Annotated in this window: 19 protein-coding genes and 1 tRNA gene; 11 read left to right on the top strand and 9 right to left on the bottom strand. The window is 70.5% G+C overall.

Going from position 1 to position 18,796, the window contains the following annotated elements; genetic code table 11:
• Nucleotides 1–23: 23 nt before the first annotated feature.
• The 3 genes from Q1N79_RS29610 to Q1N79_RS29600 all read left to right on the top strand — a co-directional run bounded on the left by Q1N79_RS29610 (nucleotide 24) and on the right by Q1N79_RS29600 (nucleotide 2,104).
• A complete protein-coding gene (locus Q1N79_RS29610) occupies nucleotides 24–875 on the top strand; it encodes a hypothetical protein (RefSeq protein ID WP_300614411.1) in 852 nt (283 codons plus the stop codon).
• A complete protein-coding gene (locus tag Q1N79_RS29605; RefSeq protein ID WP_300614410.1) occupies nucleotides 875–1,780 on the top strand; it encodes a hypothetical protein in 906 nt (301 codons plus the stop codon). The genes Q1N79_RS29610 and Q1N79_RS29605 overlap by 1 nt, the downstream gene beginning before the upstream one ends.
• A gap of 147 nt (nucleotides 1,781–1,927) precedes the next feature.
• A complete protein-coding gene (locus tag Q1N79_RS29600) occupies nucleotides 1,928–2,104 on the top strand; it encodes a helix-turn-helix domain-containing protein (protein ID WP_300614409.1) in 177 nt (58 codons plus the stop codon).
• A 2-nt stretch (nucleotides 2,105–2,106) separates the two neighbouring features.
• Here the strand turns inward: Q1N79_RS29600 and Q1N79_RS29595 are convergent, their stop codons facing one another.
• Both Q1N79_RS29595 and Q1N79_RS29590 read right to left on the bottom strand, forming a co-directional pair.
• Nucleotides 2,107–2,334 (bottom strand): type II toxin-antitoxin system HicA family toxin, encoded by a 228-nt coding sequence (locus tag Q1N79_RS29595; RefSeq protein WP_300614408.1) that lies wholly within the window; start codon nucleotides 2,332–2,334, stop codon nucleotides 2,107–2,109.
• Between the two features lie 21 nt (nucleotides 2,335–2,355).
• Nucleotides 2,356–2,565: a hypothetical protein gene (locus Q1N79_RS29590; protein ID WP_300614407.1), complete on the bottom strand. Its 210-nt coding sequence runs from the start codon at nucleotides 2,563–2,565 to the stop codon at nucleotides 2,356–2,358.
• A 133-nt stretch (nucleotides 2,566–2,698) separates the two neighbouring features.
• On the opposite strand from Q1N79_RS29590, the gene Q1N79_RS29585 reads away from it, so the two are divergent.
• On the top strand, nucleotides 2,699–4,063 hold the full coding sequence (locus Q1N79_RS29585) for a tyrosine-type recombinase/integrase (protein WP_300614406.1): 1,365 nt from the start codon (nucleotides 2,699–2,701) through the stop codon (nucleotides 4,061–4,063).
• A 52-nt stretch (nucleotides 4,064–4,115) separates the two neighbouring features.
• Here Q1N79_RS29585 and Q1N79_RS29580 read toward each other — a convergent pair.
• Nucleotides 4,116–4,188, bottom strand: a tRNA-Ala gene (locus Q1N79_RS29580).
• 451 nt (nucleotides 4,189–4,639) lie between these two features.
• Here Q1N79_RS29580 and Q1N79_RS29575 point away from each other — a divergent pair.
• The gene (locus tag Q1N79_RS29575) at nucleotides 4,640–5,401 is read left to right on the top strand and encodes an SGNH/GDSL hydrolase family protein (protein ID WP_300614405.1); all 762 of its coding nucleotides are present in this window, start codon (nucleotides 4,640–4,642) and stop codon (nucleotides 5,399–5,401) included.
• A gap of 221 nt (nucleotides 5,402–5,622) precedes the next feature.
• On the opposite strand, the gene Q1N79_RS29570 is transcribed toward Q1N79_RS29575, so the two are convergent.
• A complete protein-coding gene (locus tag Q1N79_RS29570) occupies nucleotides 5,623–6,312 on the bottom strand; it encodes a DUF4232 domain-containing protein (RefSeq protein WP_300614404.1) in 690 nt (229 codons plus the stop codon).
• A gap of 137 nt (nucleotides 6,313–6,449) precedes the next feature.
• Here Q1N79_RS29570 and Q1N79_RS29565 point away from each other — a divergent pair, with 137 nt between their 5' ends.
• The gene (locus Q1N79_RS29565) at nucleotides 6,450–7,385 is read left to right on the top strand and encodes an alpha/beta hydrolase (protein ID WP_300614403.1); all 936 of its coding nucleotides are present in this window, start codon (nucleotides 6,450–6,452) and stop codon (nucleotides 7,383–7,385) included.
• Nucleotides 7,386–7,488: 103 nt separating this feature from the next.
• Nucleotides 7,489–8,676: a hypothetical protein gene (locus Q1N79_RS29560; RefSeq protein WP_300614402.1), complete on the top strand. Its 1,188-nt coding sequence runs from the start codon at nucleotides 7,489–7,491 to the stop codon at nucleotides 8,674–8,676.
• 68 nt (nucleotides 8,677–8,744) lie between these two features.
• On the opposite strand, the gene Q1N79_RS29555 is transcribed toward Q1N79_RS29560, so the two are convergent.
• Genes Q1N79_RS29555 through Q1N79_RS29545 form a run of 3 tightly spaced genes read right to left on the bottom strand, consistent with a single transcriptional unit; the run spans nucleotide 8,745 to nucleotide 12,307 of the window.
• Entirely contained in the window at nucleotides 8,745–9,587 is an 843-nt protein-coding gene (locus tag Q1N79_RS29555; protein ID WP_300614401.1) for a class II aldolase/adducin family protein, read from the bottom strand.
• Nucleotides 9,588–9,635: 48 nt separating this feature from the next.
• Entirely contained in the window at nucleotides 9,636–11,504 is a 1,869-nt protein-coding gene (locus Q1N79_RS29550) for a hypothetical protein (protein WP_300614399.1), read from the bottom strand.
• Complete coding sequence (locus Q1N79_RS29545; protein WP_300614425.1) at nucleotides 11,399–12,307, bottom strand: NAD-dependent protein deacetylase; 909 nt, start codon at nucleotides 12,305–12,307, stop codon at nucleotides 11,399–11,401. Before Q1N79_RS29545 ends, Q1N79_RS29550 begins: the two co-directional genes overlap by 106 nt.
• 145 nt (nucleotides 12,308–12,452) lie before the next feature.
• Between Q1N79_RS29545 and Q1N79_RS29540 the strand changes: the two genes are divergently transcribed.
• Nucleotides 12,453–13,214, top strand: a complete 762-nt coding sequence (locus Q1N79_RS29540; RefSeq protein ID WP_300614398.1) for an NRDE family protein — start codon at nucleotides 12,453–12,455, stop codon at nucleotides 13,212–13,214.
• Nucleotides 13,215–13,264: 50 nt separating this feature from the next.
• Nucleotides 13,265–14,713 (top strand): S53 family peptidase, encoded by a 1,449-nt coding sequence (locus Q1N79_RS29535; RefSeq protein ID WP_300614397.1) that lies wholly within the window; start codon nucleotides 13,265–13,267, stop codon nucleotides 14,711–14,713.
• A 28-nt stretch (nucleotides 14,714–14,741) separates the two neighbouring features.
• Here Q1N79_RS29535 and Q1N79_RS29530 read toward each other — a convergent pair whose 3' ends face one another.
• Nucleotides 14,742–16,331 (bottom strand): metallophosphoesterase family protein, encoded by a 1,590-nt coding sequence (locus Q1N79_RS29530; protein ID WP_300614396.1) that lies wholly within the window; start codon nucleotides 16,329–16,331, stop codon nucleotides 14,742–14,744.
• A 113-nt stretch (nucleotides 16,332–16,444) separates the two neighbouring features.
• The gene (locus Q1N79_RS29525) at nucleotides 16,445–16,900 is read right to left on the bottom strand and encodes an NUDIX domain-containing protein (protein ID WP_300614395.1); all 456 of its coding nucleotides are present in this window, start codon (nucleotides 16,898–16,900) and stop codon (nucleotides 16,445–16,447) included.
• 103 nt (nucleotides 16,901–17,003) lie between these two features.
• On the opposite strand from Q1N79_RS29525, the gene Q1N79_RS29520 reads away from it, so the two are divergent.
• On the top strand, nucleotides 17,004–18,122 hold the full coding sequence (locus tag Q1N79_RS29520) for a LacI family DNA-binding transcriptional regulator (protein ID WP_300614394.1): 1,119 nt from the start codon (nucleotides 17,004–17,006) through the stop codon (nucleotides 18,120–18,122).
• Nucleotides 18,123–18,194: 72 nt separating this feature from the next.
• A partial coding sequence (locus Q1N79_RS29515) for a bile acid:sodium symporter (RefSeq protein WP_367185155.1) occupies nucleotides 18,195–18,796 on the top strand: 602 nt, incomplete at its 3' end.

Below are 18,796 nucleotides of genomic sequence, written 5' to 3'. Positions count from 1 at the left end.
TGAGCCGCGACGGTTACCAGCCGATGATTGTTGTCAACTCCGGAAGCGGCCTCCCCGAGTCGGCCACGATGGCAGTCGCCCGAACAATCTGGCGTTACCGCTCTGAACTTGCCCCGATCGCCGTCGCCGCGGTAACAGCCATCGCCGCGGCGATCCTCCACCGTGCCCACCATGGAACGTGGCCTTGGTTGACCGGAGCCACACTCGCACTCACAACGGCTCTCGCCATTCCGCTACCCGAGTGGGCACGGAAGGCGTGGGCCATACTCGACCGCCCCGCCGAGCGCGTCTACGCCATAGCCCTCATCGCCACGACTGGCGGATGGCTCACCGCCGCGACCGCCATCGGCCCGGCGACCCCACCGATGCCCGTTGTCGCCGTAGCCCTCACCGCAGCATGCAGCATCCCGTGGTGGGCCAACCGTCGCCGCCGCGCGAAGGTCCGCGTCGACCGTCAACTCGAATCCTGGCCAGAAATCGCCAGAGCGATCGGTCTCACCGGATCGCAGATCATGTCCGCCTTGATCGACGTCTGGGGCTGGCGCGCCAGGCTCAGGCTGGCCCGCGGCCAGACGATCAACGACGTCATCGCGAAGGTTCCCGCCATCGAATCCGGACTCGGCACCTTCCGCGGCGCCGTCCGCGTCTACCCGACCCCCGACGACCTGGCCAACCGATGCGAGCTGAGAGTCCTCGACATCGACCCCACGCCGACGCCATCCCATGGCCTGGCCCTGCCACGACCACGATCACCGAACCAATCGACCTTGGCCCGTTCGAAGACGCCGAATCGTGCCGCGTCCTCTTCCTGCGCCGGCACGTCCTGTTCGGCGGAACGACCGGAGCAGGCAAGAGCGGAGCGCTCAACGTACTGATGGGCAACCTGGCCGCGTGCCGAGACGTTGTCATCTGGGCCGTCGACCTCAAGAAGGGCATGGAACTCGGCCCCTGGGCATCCTGCATCGACCGTCTCGCCACCACGCCCGACGAAGCCCGCGCTCTTCTTGCCGACGCGGTCAAGATCCTCGAAGCCAGAGCCGCTCTCCTCGCCGAACGCGGTCAGCGCGTCTGGGAACCATCCCCAGACTTGCCCGCGCTGGTCATCATCATCGACGAGTACGCCGAGCTGGCCGATGATGCCCCGGACGCCATCAGGCACGCCGACTCCGTCGCCCGCCGCGGCCGCGCGGTCGCCGTCAACCTTGTCGCCGCAACCCAGCGCCCGACTCAGAAGGCCATGGGCCAAGGCGCCGTCCGCTCACAGATGGACGTGCGGATCAGCTTCCGCGTCCGCGAACGCAAGGACGTCGACCTCATCCTCGGCCAGGGCATGCTCGCCGCGGGCTGGCACGCCCACACGCTCAACGCCCCCGGCAAGTTCCTCATCGCCGCAGCCGAGCACGACACCCCCAAACGCGCCCGTGCCTACCTAGTCACCGACCAGGCCGTCGAAGCCACCGCGAACCACTACGCCGATTTCCGCCCGCGGCTCGATGCCGTCTCTCAGCGGGCGGCAGAAGAAAATCTCTATCCCGATCGGACCGTGGTGTCACCCGACGCTGACACCATGAGCACCGACGTGGCAGACGCCCCGGACGCCATGCTGTGGGTCGCCCTAGTGCTCGCCCCGGAGGAAGGGACCACCGTCCCCGACCTGATGACCGCGACCGGCATGAGTCGCCCATGGATCTACCTACGCCTACGCGACCTCGCCGGACAAGGTCGCGTGATCCAAGTCAGCCACGGACGCTGGCGCGCAATAGCCGATGACACTGCGTGATTGTCTACGTCTACGTCTACCCGCGCGTCTGCACGTTATAGCGGCGAACACACCCGTTAGACAAAGACATAAACAATCACACTAAGTAACCAACGAAGGGAGCCGCCAGGGAATCAACCCCCACAACCCGAGGAGGTGATGCCGAACTTGCAGGCATACACAGTCGAGCAGGTCGCGGAGATGCTCCACATCGGCCGCGACAAGGTCTACTACCTGCTGCGCACTCGCCAGCTACGAAGCATCAAGATCGGCAAGTCCCGCCGAATCACCGAGCAACAGCTAGCCGCGTTTGTCGCCTCCCTGGAGGGCGACGACGCGGCATGACGTCACAGCAGTGCGCGAAACTCGTCCGGAGTCATGCCGACGATGGCCAGGATGTTCCTCAAGGTGCCCTTGGGAGTGTTCCGGCCCGCGTGGACTGGGACCGGGACTGTGCGTCCGTCAGGGTGTTGCATCACGTGGTGGCTGCCATTGATCCGCACGACAGCGAATCCAGCGCCTTGCAGCGCCTTGACTACCTTCGCTCCCGGTACGTCCGGGATGCTGCTCGGCACAAGGTCGCAAGCTATCAGAAATCAGGCAACATTGAGCGTTAGGGTCAACTCGTCTGGTGGCCCAACAACATCGAGCAGTGCTTCGAGCGCAGAGCGCAGGTCGGCGACTGCCTCTTCCTGCGTCGGGCCGTCGCCAACCGCGCCAACGCCAGGGCGGAGCTGTGCAGACGCGCACCAGACACCGTCCTCGTCCTGCTCGACGACGTAGGGCACATGAACGACCCGAGTCACACGCTCATTATGCCGCAATGGGGCTGGCACCTACATACGCATGGGTATGCATGCTTACATAGGGACGTCAAGGGACGTCTTGAGGTACAGTCAGAGGAAGGAGCAGGTCAACCCGGAAAGGAGCTGACGCCCTATGGTCAACCCGCCACCGCCGTCGGAGCCGAAGAAGCGTTACCGCGCTCATGGCGACGACGGCATCTCGTGGGACAAGATCAACAAGTGCTACGTCGGCACAATCTCCCTTGGCTTTACTGTCGACGGCAAGCGCGTTCGCCGTACCGCGCGTGGCAGGACAAAGGCCGAAGTGAAGAACAAGCTCGACGAACTCCACACGGAGATCAAGGCCGGTATTCACACGCCGGCCACGTACACCATCGAGCAGTGCGTCAAGGACTGGCTCGACTCGATCGAGCGCGACCCGCACACCATGGCCACGTTCCACAGCCAGGCAGGGAAGTGGATCTATCCGAAGATCGGCGCGACCAAGCTCAAGGACTTCAACGCCACGGACGCCGATCGGTTCTTCAGGGAACTCGCCAAATCGCTCAGCAAGCGCTCGCTGATGATGATCAAGAGCACACTCCGCAGGTCCATCCGCAGGGCGCAAGTTCACGACCTCATCGGCAGGAACGTCGTCGAGCTGATCGACCTCCCGACCGGCCAGCCGGGCCACCCATCCCGGGCCATGACCGAAGACCAGGCCGCGAAGGTGCTCACGACGGCGAGCGGCATGGGAACCGGCTACGTCAAGGTGGTGAAGGCCAGCAAGGGCCGCTACGGCGCGACCCACGCGGCTACCGAGGCCGGCGAACTGGCGTGCGGCACCAAGCCGCACCCGGACGCGCTGATCACCGAAATGAGCCGAGAGCCAAAGGAGACAACGTGCCGTACATGCCGCGCGCAACTCGGCATCGACGACATCGACGACCCTAACCTTCGGCTCGAAGCGCTCTTCGTCCTGTCGGTCACGCTCGGCCTACGCCCCGGCGAGCTGCGCAAGCTCACCTGGGATCACGTAGACCTCACTAGGGGAGTGGCCCACATATGGCGCTCGGCGAGCAAGAGCGGCGACACCAAGACCCCCAAGTCGAAGCGCTCGCTCACCCTCCCGAAGCGCGCCATCGTCGCACTCAAGGCGCACAAGGCTAGGCAAGATCACGAACGCCTGCGAGCCGGCGAAGCCTGGCACGACAACAACCTCGTGTTCTGCCACGAGAACGGAACCCCGTACACGTCCGACCAACTCAACTGGCGCTTCTCCAAGATGACGCGCCGAGCAGGGATCGGCCACTGGCACGCCCACGAAGGCCGTCACACCGCGGTCTCGATCATGAGCAGCAACGGCGTTTCGATCCAGGACATCAGCGACACCGTGGGCCACAAGTCAACCCACGTCACCGAGACCGTCTACCGCCACGTGATTGTGCCCGCGATCCGCGGGGGAGCGACGGTCATGGACGACATCTTCGACGACAACGACGACACGCAGACCGCGTAGCCATTGTCACTTGGATTGTCACTTACAATCGAACAGAGGTCCGGAAAACAAGTGGAGCTAAGGGGATTCGAACCCCTGACCTTCTGCATGCCATGCAGACGCGCTACCAGCTGCGCCATAGCCCCGCAGCCCACCAGGAGGCACCAGGCACACGCAGGTGGAACGCAGACAGCATACCGGTTCTTGGCGCATGTGTCGTACCCGCAGCGGGCGCGGAACAGCGCGAGGTCCCGCCAGGCCTCCGCACGCCACAGCCACCGCAGACATCTTGAGACCGCAGTTCGAACGCCGAACAACCGTGACCGCCGCCAAGCCCGGGCAAGCCCCGCCAAGCCCGGGCAACCCAGGCGACCCCGGGCGATCCCGGCACCGCACACGCCTGACCTCTGCGACCATGGCCGTGAGGAGCAACGCTTAGTAACCCCTGCGTTGACATGTGTCGATCTTCTCGCCTACTGTCGTTCATTCGGCGTCAATGTCTGATGGGGAGCTAGCTTGGCCATGCACGCACCCGCGGTATCCCGCCCTGCCTGGATAAATGCCATCTCGGGCAGCGGCGCAAACCGGAAGTCGCCGGTGGAGATCGTCGCGACCGCGGCGTCCGTCGTCACCCGGAGCCCCTACGCCGAAGTCTCCGGGCTCCGCGGCGGAAAGTTCGGCCGCTGGACCGACGGCGTGGCCGCCATGCGTCAGGACTGCGCGACGTTCGCCTCCTACTGGCGGGCGCACAACGAGCAGGTGCTCGCCCACCGCGAATTTGCAACCGAACCAGCGCCGCTCTGGGTCGTCCTCGGCGACTCGACCGCACAGGGCCTTGGCGCCCCGGGCCCGGAGGGCGGCTATGTCGGCCAGGCGCTGCAGCAACTGCGCCGCAAGACCGGGCAGCACTGGCAAGTGCTCAACCTTTCCGTCTCCGGTGCGCTGATCCGCGACGTGCTGACGGAGCAGGTACCGAAGGTACCGCAGCTCCCGCAGGCCCCCGACCTGGTGACCGTCGGCATCGGCGCGAACGACATCTTCTATAGCGCCCCGGCGAAGCTTTTCGCTGACATGCGGTCGCTGCTTGCCGCGATCCCCAAAGGGACGGTCGTTCTCGACCTGCCACTGCCCGCCGGAGGGTTCTTGGGGATCGTCGGCCGGGTGAGCGTGCCGTACGTCAACCGCATCAACCGGGTCATCCGCGAGGTCGCCAGCGAGCGCGACCTGCCGGTCGCCGCGGTGTCCACGCACTTCACGCCCCCGTGGCCGGGCAAGTTCTCCTGCGACAGCTTTCACCCTAGCCAGGATGGCTATCGCGACTGGACCCGCGCCCTGCTCGCCGCGATCCCCGTCGCCTGACCCCCGCGGTCGCGCGCCCGGGCCAAGATAGGACCCCAGCGGCATGGACAAAATATGATAAAACGGGACATCGACGCTGCGTCCCGGGTCCCAAGTTGAAAACAAGGTCCCTTCGTACGAGGCGGCGCCCGGCCGGGAACGCGGTCGCGACCGGACCAGGCGAACCCAGCCCGGGCCGCCGCCGCGGCAGAGCGGCAGAGCGGCAGAGCGGCAGAGCAGCCTCACCCGCCGCTGCCGGGCTGCACCACGCCGACCGACAGCAAGTTCACCGCGGTCGACGAGCACCCCGTCGACGTATAGGCCACGTACACGGGCGTGGTCTGGTTCGGCGGATAGATCTGCAGGTAGGTCGAGGCGACCGGGTCGCACTCGGACGTCGGGTAGTTGCCCGCATCGGTGATCCGCAGCAGGGCGTTCGCGGTCCCGCCGGCGGCCAGCGTGACCAGCGTGGCCGCGGTCGCCGTCGAGCGCGAGGCCGCCGCGCCGATCTGGGTGACCGGGGCGCCGCCCGCGAGCGCGACCCCCGGGTAGCCGAACAGCGTGCATGGCTCGCCTGACAGGTTCGTGAAATCGATGACCTGGTAGGCAGAGCCGGCCGCCCCCTCGGCGAGGCCGGGGGTGACCTTGAGGATGTCGGTGGCGCAGGCGGGGGCGGCGCCCGCGGCCCTCGCCGGGCTGGTGGCGCTGGCGGAGGAACTCGGCGCAGGAGTAGCGGAAGTAGGCGACGGCGCCGCGGTGGTCGCCGGCGCTGACGTGGGCGCCGCGGGCGTGGTCGCCGGCGCAGGGACCGGCGCTGAGCTCGAGGACGAGGCCGCGGAGGTGCACCCCGCCGCCAGGGCCATAACGGCGGCGGCGACGGCGGTTACCGCCCCGCCCGCGATCCGGCGGCGAGCTCGCGCAACTGATGTCATCCGGCCAATCCTCTCTGCAAGTACGGCCCACCCACGTCCGGCCCACCCAACTCCGGCTCACCCTTACCCGGCATAGCCTGCCCAAACGGGTACAACCGCCTAAGACGCCGTCCGGCTGGTGACGGTTGGCGTGGATTATGTCAGCTCCCCGCCAGCGCGCGGGCGAGATCGAGGAGGCCACGATGACCGTTCCGCTGCCCGACCTCTTCCGCCGAACAACCGTAAGAACCGACGGCATCCGGATAAACACGCTGGTCGGCGGCGACGGCAGCCCGGTGCTGCTGTTGCACGGCTACCCGCAGACCCACGTCATGTGGCATCACGTCGCCCCCCGCCTCGCCGAACACCACACGGTTATCCTCACCGACCTCCGCGGCTACGGCGACAGGGGCAAGCCCTCCGGCAGCGCGAACCACGAGGCATACGGCAAGCGCGCGATGGCGGCCGACCAGGTCCAGGTGATGGCCGAACTGGGGTTCCCGGTCTTCGCCGTGGTCGGACACGACCGGGGCGGCCGGGTCGCCCACCGGATGGCGCTGGACTATCCTCAGGCCGTAACACAACTGTCCGTTCTGGACATCGTTCCCACCAGGCACGCCCTGCGGACAGCGGATATGACGTTCGGGCTCGGCTACTGGCACTGGTTCTTCCTCGCCCAGCCAGAGCCACTCCCTGAGCACCTGCTCGGCGCCGACCCCGACGGCTGGATCCGCGGCCGGCTGAGCATGCTGCGCCGCGGCGGCCACCCGTTCGACCCGCAGGCCCTGGCCGAGTACGTCAGGTGCTTCCGCGACCCGGCGGCGATCCACGCCTCCTGTGAGGACTACCGCGCGGCGACCGGCCCCGACCTCGCCGACGACGACGCGTCGGCGGCACGCGGCGAGAAGGTCACGGCGCCGCTGCTCGCCCTGTGGGGCCAGCACGGATTCGTCGGCCGGCACTATCCCGACGTGCTCGCCATCTGGCGGCAGTACGCGACCACGGTCGACGGTCAGGCGCTGCCCTGCGGGCATTACCTTCCGGAGGAGGCACCGGAGGAGACCACCGCCGCTCTCCTGAAGTTCCTTTCGTAAACCCAATTCCCCTATCCCGAACGATCCCGGCTTCCTCTCACCGCCCAACCTCCTCGCCAGGACTTCGTGAACCGGCAGTGGGCCGCCGCACGTGTCACGGAGTATGGGGACCACGATCCTTACCCGCCTGCGGTGGCCGCTTCGCGTGGCCGGGGCGGGCCTGCTCGGCGCGACCGCGGCGATCCACCTCGACCTGTACCTGACCGGCTACCGGACCATCCCGGTGATCGGCTGGCTCTTCCTGCTGCAGGTGATTGCCGCCTTCGCGCTCGCGCTCGCGGCGGTGATCACGCCGCTGCTCGCCCGGTCGTCGTGGCTGCCGGCCGCGGCGTCCGCCACGGCCGGCGCCCTTTTCGCGCTCGCCACCCTCGGCGGTTACCTGCTGTCGCTGTGGGTGGGCCTGTTCGGCTTCCGCGAGGTGAGAACCACGGCCGGCGTGGTCGCGGGCGTGGTCGAGGTAGCCGCCTTCGCGATCCTCGCGCTCCTCGCCGCAACCAGCATCCTCGCCCCGAGCAGCGCCGCACCGAGCGCCCCCGCCCCGAGCAGTGCCGCACCGAGCAGCGCCGCCTCTGCAGCAACCGCGGTCCGGCAGGAGAGCGCCAGCCTGCTGCAGAGCGGCAGCCCCTGGCGGAGCGCCGACCCCTTGGAGACCGGCAGCCCCCTGGGGTGCGCCAGTCCCACCTCAAGCACCGTCCCCGCGGGGCGTCCCGTCCCCGCGGGGGCGGGCACCAGCCCCGCTGCGGGAACCCCTGCCGCCAGCGGGGCCCTCGCCGGCGCGCGTCGGGGTGGCGGCGCGCGCTGGCCCGGCGGCCTGCGCCAGGGTGACGGCCTGCGCCGGGCGGCGGTGGCGTCCATCGCCGCGGTCGGCGTCGCCGCCCTCGCCGTGCTCGGCGTCTCGGTGGCGCAAGCCAGCGGCGGGACGTCCGCGCCCGCCAGCGCCAGCGGCCGCGCGCTGCTGCGGACCATCTCCATCGGCGGTGTCCTCGTGCTGACCAACTCAAGCGGCCGCACGCTGTACTGGTTCGTGCCGGACACCCCGACGAGTTCGGCCTGCTCCGGGACCTGCGCCGCCTACTGGCCCCCGGTCTACGGGTCGCCGGTCGTCGGCGCCGGCGTCAGCGGCGTGACCGGCAGCCTGGGCACAATTCACCGCGCGAACGGCACCATCCAGGCGACCTACGACGGCCACCCGCTGTACACCTACATCGGCGACACCGCCCCTGGCCAGGCCAGCGGCAACAACCTGAACCTCAACGGCGGCCTCTGGCACGAAATGACCGCGGCCGGCTAACGGCGGCTCGAGCGTCGCGCCCCGCCCCGCCCACCTCTGCCCTCAACTAGGAACCCGATGCCGGGAAGCTAACGGGTTGCGTCGCCGCTCGCTCGGGTGCGTGTCACCTGGTCAGGTGAAAGGCGATGTGCGAGTGAGCGGTGCGGCCGGGACGTGGCAGGCTGGCTGAGGCCCAGACGGCTGCCCGGCGGCGGTCTCGGACGGGCTAAGCGCGCTTGGCGGAGCAGGTAGGCGAAGCCGGCCTGCAACTGCCCCGCGGACCACACGTCGCCGCGCTTGGCAACCGTGTCCGCCTCGTCGCCCCAGCTCCGCAGGTGCCCGGCCGCCATCGCGGTGAGCTGGGTCCGGCAGGCGCGGTCCAGCAGCACCGCGGTCATGACCGCGGCGGGCAGGTCCGGACCGCATGCGACGATGCCGTGCTGCGGCATCAGGCAGGCCACCGCGTCGCCGAGCGCCGCGGCCAGCAGCCGGCCCAGTTCCCTCGTCTTGATCAGCCCGCCTGTCAGGCCGAACCGGGGGATCTGCGGGTAACAGAACAGCGCGCCGGCGTGGTCAAGCGGGCGCAGTTGGACGTCAAGCGCGGCGAAGGCGCAGGCCGCCGCCGGATGCGTGTGCACCACCGCTCCGACATCCGGCCGGGCAGCCATGATCTCGGTATGGATCGGGTACTCGATGTGCCGGGGCCCGTCGCCCGCGAGCACCGCGCCGTCCGGGCCGACCAGTACGATCCGGCTGGCGTCGACCTCTTCGAAACCCCACCCAGAGCACTTCATCCACGCTCCGCGCCCGTCGGGGTCGCGGACGCTGGGATGTCCCCACACGATGTCCGACTGCCCGGCGGCGGCGAGCGCCCGGCAGCCGTCCACGGCGAGCGTGACGGCTTCGGCTGAGGTCGCGGGGATGTACGTCATGACCGCCACTTATACCGCCTCGGGCCCGGGACCCTGCAGTCGCCGCCGTCAGCGCGAAGGCGGCTGCGGGCCCCGCAGCGAATCAAGGAAACCGCGGGCAGCGGCGATCGTCTCATCCACTCGCTTCTTGACGGCGTCCGCGGTCGGTGGCTCGGGCGGTTCCCCTTCCACCCGCGTCCCGGCCGGAGCCTCGAATCCGAAATCGCCCTCCCCGGCGGGAGCGACGTCGCGGAGTTCGTTCCGCGACACGGGCTTTCCCCGCTTGTACAGCGTGAGCCGGTGCAGCCGGCCTGACTCCGCGTCCACCACCGCGACGGCGGGGAACATGAAGGCGAAGAACGGCGTCGCGTGCCGGGTACGCGCGCCGGTGGCGGCGACGCGGTACGCGGGGCGGGCCGCGGCCACGACCTCCTCGCCGCCGGACAGGTCACACCCGAGCAGCCAGGAACCGTCCAGCAGGCCGGTGAGTTCGTCCGGGGGCGGACCGGCGGGCCCGACGACGACCCGGTCCTCGTACACCTGCCAGCGCTGCTGGCCGTCGCACGCGAGGGTCAGCAGCTCGTGCCGGGGGCGGCCGTGCCGCTTACCGCCGTCGGGCGGCTGGTCGTCCCAGCGCCGCTTGATGAGGTCGATCCGGTATCGCTGCCAGCCGCCCATCCGGACGCGGCGCACGGTGTGGCTGGTGCCGCCAGATTCCGACTCGCGGGCGGCGTCACGGAGCGCGTCGGCGAGGAAGCCGACGCCGCCGAACCCGGTCCTGCGTGCCGCCTCAGGCACCGCCTCGATCAGCGCGGCGACATCGACCCACTGGTGCAGCGTCCCGGTGAACTCGGGAATGCCGGCGCCGCCCCGGTAGAGCAGATGCAGGATCTCGTCGCTGACAGGCCGGCCCGCCGCACCAGGCTCACCCGCCCTACTCGCGCCGCCCGCCTCACCGGCGCCGCCCGCCTCGGCCGGCGGGGGATCGTCCCCCGGCATCGAGCCTTCCGGATCGTCGTCCACCGTGGCACGCCCCCACGCCTGCGACGAGCCGAATGGGTGGCGGATCGACGACGAGTACCTGATCGCGGCCCCGAGCCCGCCCGCGGCCAGCCCCACAGCTGCCTTGGCAGCCTCCGTGGCGACCCCGCCCAACGGCCCGCCAGGGGGCCCGGTCCGGAACGACCACCACCCGGAGTCCCTCGCGTCGGCCGTGACGCTTCCCGGCGGCGCGGTGAACCGCGCCGGGTCAGCCGCCTCGCCCACCTCAAGGCTCGTGAACTCGGCCACGTCCGGCGGGCGAGCCCCCCGCTGCCGCTCGCAGCGCAACAGGATGCCGAGCTCGGCGTCGACAACGGCGGTGACCCGGTCGCTGGTGACCGATGTCGGCCAGCCGAACAGCGACGGTCCCAGCGCCCGGCCGCGGCCTCGTCCCCGGCCTCCCCGCCGGCTCGCGTCGCGCCGCGGCACCGCCACGACGCGGACGCCGGCCCGCCCGCACAAGGCGGCCTCGCCCTCAATCGACAGTTCGTATCCGCTGAGCAGCCAGGACGGGGCGAGCAGCGAGGGGAAGGGCGGCTGAGGGGCGCCGGCGAGGCGCACCTTCGTGTCCGGCGGCAGGTCCGCGAGCCACAGCCAGATTCGCTCGCCGTCGCAGCCGCGAACATGCCGCCCGCCTGAGTTCTCCACCCGGTACCGCCTGCCCGGCGCGACGAGCAGCGTCGGCTCAGGGTCGTCAAGCAAAGGCCCGGGCCCGAACGAGAACGGCGGATACGGCGGAAACCCGTGCTCCCGCCACGCCCGCCACGCCCGGCGCTCCTCCGTGACCGTGGTCACCATGAAGTCCGGGTCGTCGACGCCGCGCACCGTGCCCGACAGGGACAGCCGCGTCCAGTCCGCGCGGTGCAGCAGCGCGACGAGATCCCGCTCACCGACCATAACGATCCGCCCATCCGGGCGGCGACCGCGCGCAGCGTGTCGCCGAGCGGCGCGTCCAGGGTGGCTGCCGCCAGCGCGTCGCCGCGCGTCGCGCCCTGGTTCACGATCACCACGGGGATGCCGCGCGCCGCGGCGTGCCGCACGTACCGGTAGCCGGACATGACGGTCAGCGACGACCCGAGGACGACCAGGGACGACGCGGCCGAGACCAGGTCGTAGCAGGCCGCCACCCGGATCCCCGGCACGTTCTCGCCGAAGAAGACGACGTCCGGCTTCAGCACCCCGCCGCAGCCCTCGCAGTCCGCGATCACGAAGCCGGAGGTGTCCTGCACCGCCGCGTCCCCGTCCGGGTTGATCTCCGTGTCCCGGTCGCGCCAGGCGGGATTCGCCGCCTGCAGCCGGTCGTCGAGCGACAGCCGGGGGGTGCGCTCCCAGCACGACAGGCACACGACCCGGTGCAGGCTGCCGTGCAGTTCGGTGACGTTGCGGGCGCCCGCCGCCTGATGCAGTCCGTCCACGTTCTGCGTGATGATCCCGCGCACCAGCCCACGCCGCTCAAGCGCCGCCACCGCGCGGTGCCCGGCGTTCGGCCGCGCGGTCGCGATGTGCCGCCAGCCGAGGTGGCTGCGCGCCCAGTATCGCTGACGCGCCGCCTCACTTCCGGTGAACGTCTGGTACGTCATGGGCTCGGCGCGCCTGGCCCGCCCCGTCGCTCCCCGGTAATCGGGGATTCCGGACTCGGTCGAAAGCCCCGCTCCGGTCAGCACGACCACGCCACCGCCGCGGAACAGACCGGTCAGCAGCTCGAACGAATCCCGCTGCCCGGCCGGACTCTGCGTCCCGGCCTCGTCAGGCGCGTCGGTTGTCAGCGTCACACTCCTATGCTGCCCGACAACCGGACCAGACCCTAACCCCTCATGTCATCGGGGATGAGGAGATGATAGGCACATGTGCACCGTGGTCCTCAGCTTCGAACCGGGGGATCGGGTCCCGCTGCTGGTGCTCGGCGTCCGCGACGAGCTGACCGACCGGCCCTGGCTGCCCCCCGCGCGGCACTGGCCCGGTTCGCCGCTGCTCGGCGGGCTCGATGAGCAGGCGGGCGGCACCTGGCTGGCGGTCCAGCCGGAACTGCCGCGCTTGTCCTGCCTGCTGAACGGCCGTGGCGTGCTCGCCGATCCGGTCGGCCGCCGGAGCAGGGGAGAGCTGCCGCTGCGCGCCGCCGCCGACGGCACCGTCGTGCTGAAGGACCTCGCCGAAGCCCCGGACGCCCTCGCGGCCTACGACCCGTGCTACCTGGTGTGCGCCGACCTGGCGTCGGTATGGCTGCTGAGCTGGGACGGCGAGCGGCCGTCCCTGGCGCAACTGGAACCGGGCACGCACGTGCTGACCAATGCAGGCCACGCCTACCCGGGGGAGCCCGCGGATGAAAAGGCTGCCTACTTCGGGCCGAAGTTCGCGGCCACCCGCCCGTCCGGCGACCCCGCGCTCTCGCCGGAGGCGGCCTGGGGCGACTGGCTCACGCTGGCGGCTGGCGACGGGCTTGCCGCGGGCGACCCGCGCGCGATCATCGCCCGCCGCGAGCTGCCGGGCGGCCGGATCTGGGGCACGACGTCGCTGACCCTGGTCGCGCTCGCCGCCGACGGCCTGCGCTACGACTTTCAGCCGCGCCCGGGAAGCCGCACGGGCTGGTATCCGGTCGTTGTTCAATAGTGGGGCGACAGTTCCGGCTATGTTCGACGCAGTCGACCCGAGGAGTTCGCATGCGCAAGGCCAGGATCGCCGGGCTGGCGGCAGGCGCGGCGGCGCTCACCCTCACGATTCTGGCGGCGACGGCGCCGGCCGTCCCGGCGGCTTCTGCCGCACGCCCCGGGTCAGCAAACCAGGCCAGCCTGCCGCGAATAATGATCAAGCCGGGTGTCATCCCCCTCGCCCGCACGGACCGGCAGGCGCCGCCGACGACGGCGGAATGCGAACAGGACGATGACATCGCCTGCTACGACCCGGCCCAGCTCCGCGCGGCGTACGGCCTGAACACCCTCTACGCCAGGGGCGTCACCGGCAAGGGCGAGACGATCGTGATCGTCGACTCGTTCGGCTCCCCGACGATCAAGCACGACCTGACCGTGTTCGACCGGCAGTTCGGCCTCGCGGCGCCGCCCTCGTTCAAGATCATCACGCCGGCGGGCAAGATTCCCGCGTACAGCACGGGCTACCAGAATGGGACCATGGTGGGCTGGGCGGACGAGACCACGCTGGACGTGGAGTATGCGCACGCCCTGGCGCCGGGCGCGAACATCCTGCTCGTCGAGACGCCCGTCTCAGAGACAGAGGGCGTGACCGGCTTCCCGCAGATCGTCACCGCCGAGGAATACGTGATCAACCACGGCCTCGGCGACGTGATCAGCCAGAGTTTCAGCGCCACCGAGGAGACCTTCCCGAGCTACAAGGTGCTGGCGCCGCTGCGTGCCGCGTACCTGGACGCGCAGGCCCACGACGTGACCGTGCTCGCCGCCTCAGGGGACACCGGCGCCGCGGGTGTCAAGCTGAACGGGTCGACCTATTACGCCGGGCCGGTGACGTCGTGGCCGGCCAGCGACCCGCTGGTGACCGCGGTGGGCGGCACGCGGCTCGAGCTCAGCGGCGGCAAGTACACCTCCGTGGTCTGGAACGACACCTACAACGCGCCGGCGAACGACTACTTCGCCGGCGACGCGGGCCCGAACCCGTTCGCGAGCGGCGGCGGCAAGTCCGCGTTCTTCACCCGTCCGTCGTGGCAGGACGCCGTGGAGTCCGTGGTCGGCGCCCGCCGCGGCGTGCCGGACATCGCGATGAGCGCGTCCTGCGACGGCGCGGTGAACGTCTACAGCACGTTCGCCGGGCAGCCGGCCGGCTGGTGGCTGATCTGCGGCACAAGCGAGGCGACGCCGGAGTTCGCGGCCATCGTGGCGCTGGCCGACCAGGTCGCCGGGCGCCCGCTCGGGGTGATCAACCCCACGCTGTACGCGCTGTCGGCCGAGCACGCGCCCGGCATCGTCAACGTGACCTCTGGCAACAACACCGTGTCGTTCTACCAGGGGCCGACGGACAAGGAGTACACGGTCAAGGGCTACTCCGCCAACCCCCATGGCGGCTACAACCTGGCGACGGGAGTGGGCACGGTCTACGCGCCGGACTTCGTCTACGAACTCGCGGGTGTCAGCGTCCCGTGACGGGACGCTGACACCCGCGCAGGCCGGGCTAGCCGGCGGTCCTGGACAGGGTGACCCGGTCCAGTTCCACACCGTCCTCGTTGAGGCCGCGGACGAGCAGCGTGGAGGTGCCGCCCGGCCAGCCAGCCGGGCTGCTGTCGATGACAAGCAGGCAGTAGCCGGTGTACCGGACCTGCGAGTAGTCGACGCTCTCGTCGACCTTCGTTTCGCCCGCCTCGTTGACGTAGCTGGCGATCGCGGTGTTGGTGTTCACGTCGCCTTCGTAGCTGTCCTTGGCGCCGAACTTGTACAGGCTCACGCCGCCGCCGCCGCAGACCACGTACGTGGTGCCCTGCGTCGCCGGGGTGATCGTGGCGCCGGACGGCGCGGTCACCGTCTGCGTGCCGCCGATCAGCGGGTTGTTGCGCTCGTAGATGTGGTTGTGGCCGTTGATCACCAGGTCCACGCCGTACTTGTCGAACAGCGGGACGAAGAACTGCCTGGCGCCGCCCTCGGAGGCGTGCGTCGTGCAGGTGCTGTAGGCGCAGTGGTGGAAGTACGCGACGATGAAGTCGATGCCCGGCTGCTGGCGGAGGCCGGCCAGGGTGGTCTCCAGCCACGCGACCTGCGCGCCGCCCGAGTAGCCGAAGTTCGCCGGGATCTCGTACGACACGTCGTTCGCGTCGAGGCTGACCACGCCCACGTTGCCGTAGGTGAACGAATAGTAGGTGGGGCCGGACACGCCGCCCGGGAAGTCCCAGCGGGCGTGCTCCGCGCCGTAGCCGTCCGGCGCGTACCAGGCTTCCATCTCGTGGTTGCCCACCGCGAGCTGCCAGGGGATGTTGCCGGCCGCGGGCGCGACCTCGTTGAACCAGGTGTCCCAGACCCGCGGGTCGTAGGGGTCGGTGATCAGGCCGTCGCCGCCGTCTTCGGCGTAGGAGACGTCGCCGGCGTGCAGGTGGAACGCCGGGTTCTGGGAGCGGATCAGGCTGGTGGTGGCGAGCGAGTCGTAGGTGGTGCCCTCGTCGCCGAAGGCGGTGAAGGTGAACGGCTGGTTCCCGCGCGGGGCGGTGGTGAACGACCCGACCACGTTGAGCGCCGAGTCCCAGCCGTCCTGCCCGACCGTGTAGTAGTACGTCGAGCCCGGGGACAGGTTGTCCAGCTGGACGTGCAGGTAGTACTGCTCGATGACGGTGGGCGAGACCAGCGGCACCGAGTCGACAGGGGATGTGTCGGTAACCGGAGTCGACACCGTCCGGACCTCGGCCGGGATCTGCTGGCCCCAGCCACCTGGCTGGTCGCTGAAGCGCAGGAACGGGTTGCTGACCGGGTTGCGGACCTGCCACGCTACGGCGATCTGCGTCCTGGGATCGGGTCCGAAGGCCACGTGCTGCCCGAACGGGACCGCGGAGGTGCCCGCCGTGAAGCCGGTCTTGGACAGCAGGGTCGGGCCGGCTGCCCGCCTGGTGGCGGCGCTCGCCGAGCCCGAAAGGAGGACGGGCCCGGCGGCGATGGCGCCGGCGCCGACGAGTCCGCCCCGCAGGAGCGAGCGTCGCGAGGTCGCGCGGCGGTACCAGTCGTGCTGCTCTGCAAGGCTGAGTTTCCTGGCCTGCTCAGGGTTCATGGGCGATGAGCTCATAGCCAGGAACGCTAGGATTCCGGAATTGACAAGTAACAACATGGAGATTAACGGGATCAATACGGCGCGTGTCAGAATCGCGCGCCGCTTCCTCAGGAACGCACGGGCACGGCCTAGCTGGCCACCGCCCGGACCAGGTCCGCGAGCCCGGCGGGCCACACGGCCTCGGTAGTCGCGTCAAGCTCGGCGAGCGTCCACCAGCGCGTGGCGCGGATCCCGTCGTGGACGTGCATGGCCGCGACGTCGCCGAGCGGGCGCCGCTCGACCGACACGCGCGCCAGGAAGAACAGCTCGTGCTGGCGGACGACGCGGTCGCCGTACCCCATCGTCAGCCACTGCTCGAACACCTCGCCTGGCGCCACCGCCACGTCATCCCAGCCGGTCTCCTCGGCGAGCTCGCGCTGCGCGCCGGAGTGGTGGTCCTCGCCCGCCTCGAGCCCGCCGCCCGGCGTGGCCCAGTGCCGCCCGTTGGGCGGCGGGTCGTCGTAGCGGAAGAGCAGCACCCGCCCGGCGGGGTCGAGCACGATCACCCGCCCCGCCAGGCGCACGGGAAGGTCTGATCCGGGCACGCTCACCATTGTCGCGTCAGGCAAGGGCCGCGCCCAGCCCCCAGCCCCCAGCCCTCTAACCCCTGGCCCGTGCCCGGTTGCCGCGGTGTGCGATGCTCAATGCGTGCAGCAGGCGACCGGAAGCCCTGCCGCCGGGAGCAGGTCGCGCCCGCGTCCGGCGAGCATTCGTGACGTCGCGCGGCTCGCCGGAGTCTCGCACCAGACGGTCTCGCGCGTGCTGAACGGGCACCCGAGCATCCGCGACGTGACGAAGTCGCGCGTGCTCGCCGCGATGGACCAGCTGCAGTTCCGGCCCAGCCGGGCGGCGCGGATGCTGTCGATGCGCCGATCGCAGACGATCGGGGTGCTGGCCGCCGCGGTGGGCTCGCACTACGGCCCGGCGAGCAGCGTGGGCGCGGTCGAGGACGCGGCGCGCGGGCGCGGCTACTACGCGACCGTCGCCCATCTGGCGTCGGTCGCCCCTGGCTCGATCTCGGCGGCGATCGAGGATCTGCTGACCCAGGAGGTCGAGGGGATCGTCATCGTCGCGCCGCGGACCACGGTGCTGTCCCACCTGGCCGGCCTGTCGATGAACGTGCCGATCGTGGCCGCCCAGGGCGAGCAGCGCGGCGCCGGCGGCATCCCGGTCGTCTCGGTGAACCAGGAGGCGGGCGTCCGGCTGCTGCTCGGCTACCTGATCGGGCAGGGGCACCGGCGCATCCTGCACGTGGCCGGGCCGCCGGACTGGAACGACGCGCAGTCACGGCTGCGCGCGTACAAGGCGGAGCTGTCGGCGGTCGGCCTGCCCTGGGCGCCGCCGCTGTTCGGCGACTGGACCGCGGACTCGGGCTTCGAGATCGGCCGCGCCCTCGCCGGGGAGGCCGGGACGGCCTCCTCCGGCCGCGCGGACCTGCCGTTCACCGCGGTGTTCTCCTCCAACGACCAGATGGCGCTCGGGCTCATCCACGCGTTCCGCGCGGCCGGGCTTGACGTGCCGCGCGACGTCAGCGTCGTCGGCTTCGACGACATCCCCGAGTCCGCGCACTTCTGGCCGCCGCTGACGACGGTGCGCCAGGACTTCGGCGAGCTCGGCGTGCGGTGCGTCGCGACGCTGATCGACGCGATCCGCCAGTCAGAAGACGGCCGGGCGTCGCCGGACCCGCCCGCCAGCGCTCCGGTGGTGGAACCGCAGCTGGTCATCAGGGAATCGGTCGCACCGGTCGAGCGGCCGCCGCACCGCTGACCCGGCCGCCGAACTCGGCAGGCCGTTCCCCGCTGTTGTCCCTTTATCCCGAACGAACCGTTGCGACTGTCCATGACCAGCCGCCTGCCTGGGAAGATCGACGACGTGGTCGTCATGGCGTCTCAGGTGCGCAGGCTGGTCGCCGGCTACCCCGAACTGGCCGCGGTGCTCGCCGCCGCGATCCTCGGCCTGTCCGTGCGGCCGCCGCTCGCCTGGCTGGCCGCCAGGCAGGGCATCGACGTGCTGCTCGCGGTGCTGGTCTTCGCCACCGCGGTGACGATCGAGCCCGCGGCGCTGCGCCGCCTCGGCGGGGCCTGGCGCCCGCTGCTCGCCGCGCTCGCCGCCGGGGTCACCGTGCTGCCCGCGCTGTCGTGGGCCGTGTCCTGGCTGGTGGCTCCCGGCCCGCTCCGCGACGGGGTGCTGGCAGTCGGCCTGGCGCCCTGCGAGATCGCCTCGGTCGCCACCACCGCGATGGCCGGCGGCGAGGCGGCCGTCTCCGCCGGCGTGCTCATCGGCTCCACCGTGGCCACGGTCGCCCTCGCCGGGCCGATCCTCACCATCGAAGCCGGGCACGCCGGCGTGCGCCCGGCCGGCATCATCGCCAGCCTCGCCCTCGTGGTCGGGCTGCCGCTGGCCGCCGGCATCGTGCTGCGCGCCCGCGTGCCCGGCTTCGA

Source organism: Trebonia sp. (genome assembly GCF_030042015.1).
Classification (GTDB): domain Bacteria; phylum Actinomycetota; class Actinomycetes; order Streptosporangiales; family Streptosporangiaceae; genus Trebonia.
This window is presented reverse-complemented; position numbering and strand designations above follow the sequence as displayed.